The sequence below is a fragment of the Ligilactobacillus sp. genome (assembly GCF_036846325.1).
Classification (GTDB): domain Bacteria; phylum Bacillota; class Bacilli; order Lactobacillales; family Lactobacillaceae; genus Ligilactobacillus.
The window spans coordinates 1-1423 of the sequence record NZ_DAIUCE010000102.1; the positions used below are offsets into that span (position 1 = coordinate 1).

The following is a 1423-nucleotide window of genomic DNA, read 5'->3' on the forward strand; positions in this document are numbered from 1 at the left end:
GAACAAAAAAGCCTTCGCGAGACATACTTGTCTATTTTCCGCGAAGGATTCAGAAATCGAATTGAAATGCTTCAAGTTTATGACAAAAACGGTAAGGAAGTCACGCCCGAGAAGGTCAAGAACATTCAAAGGGAACGCGGATTGCGTGATGACTAGCAGACAAGGTCAAGTTTCTTAAGGTTTCACTTTATTTTTTATTTAATATTGTGTAAAATTATTTGTTGAGACTTAGTTTTAATCAGAAGGGGGCGTTAGTATGTCGACACCGGTCTTAGTGCTGATCATCGTATTAGTGGGCTTGGCTTGCTTTGCAGGTGGTTTTTTTGCAGCTCGCAAGTATATGGAAGATTATTTGAAGAAGAATCCTCCTATCAATGAGCAAATGTTAAGGACGATGATGGTCCAGATGGGCCAAAAGCCTTCCGAAAAGAAACTTCACCAAATGATGACAGCAATGAAAGCAAACATGGATAAGAAATAATCATATGTTTAAATCATGCTGAAATCAAGCCAGGGATGCGATTTCTGCGTGCCTGGCTTTTTTGTGTATTTTTAGAAAAGGGGTGCTTATTTTGGGTATTTTCAAACGTTTGGGCTGGTTTTTCAAAGAACAGAAAAAACGTTACATTATCGGCGTTTTAGCTCTGTTCGTAACGGCAATCATGACAATCGTTCCTCCTAAGGTGATCGGAAGCATCGTTGATGCCATTTCGCAGAAGAACTTGAAACCAGACTACCTGGTTCTAATGCTTCTGATTTTCCTTTTCAGTTCCGTTATGCGGTATCTGATGCGTTATGTCTGGAGAAAATACATATTCGGTACGTCATTTATTTTAGAAAGGCAGATTAGAAGTCGACTTTTTCAACATTTCATGAAGATGGATCAGACTTTTTATGCCAACCATCGCGTCGGTGATTTGATGGCGCATGCGACCAATGACGTTGATGCTGTCCGAGAGGTTGCGGGCTCTGGAATCCTGACTTTGGCTGATTCGCTGATGACGGGCTGCTCGACCCTGATTGCAATGTGCATCTTCGTTGACTGGCGTCTGACTATTCTAGCAATCATTCCCCTGCCTTTTTTAGCTTTGGAAGCAACGTATCTTGGTAAAAAGATTCATGATGCCTTCGGTGATGCCCAGGCTGCATTTTCAGATCTGAACAATAAGACGCAGGAAAGCATTACCGGCGTCAAGGTTATTAAAACGCTCGGGCAGGAAAAACAGGACATCGAAGATTTTGAACGCCACGTCGACAAGACGATTGCTGCCGACAGGAAGTCAATCCTGATTGATTCCCTGTTCGATCCGGCAACGACGATTATTCTGGGTTTTTCATATATTATGACGATTGTTTACGGAGGCAGTTCGGTTTTGAACGGAACGATTTCAATCGGGCAGCTCGTATCCTTTGTTTCCTATTT

2 protein-coding genes and 1 pseudogene are annotated in these 1423 nt (G+C 42.2%); all 3 read left to right on the forward strand.

Annotated elements, in window-relative coordinates:
* A partial coding sequence (locus V7Z60_RS08405; RefSeq protein ID WP_334117385.1) for a DUF896 domain-containing protein occupies positions 1–156 on the forward strand: 156 nt, incomplete at its 5' end.
* 100 nt (positions 157–256) lie between these two features.
* A complete protein-coding gene (locus V7Z60_RS08410) occupies positions 257–481 on the forward strand; it encodes a YneF family protein (RefSeq protein ID WP_014073335.1) in 225 nt (74 codons plus the stop codon).
* Between the two features lie 91 nt (positions 482–572).
* Positions 573–1423, forward strand: a pseudogene (locus tag V7Z60_RS08415) (ABC transporter transmembrane domain-containing protein); the annotation flags it as partial.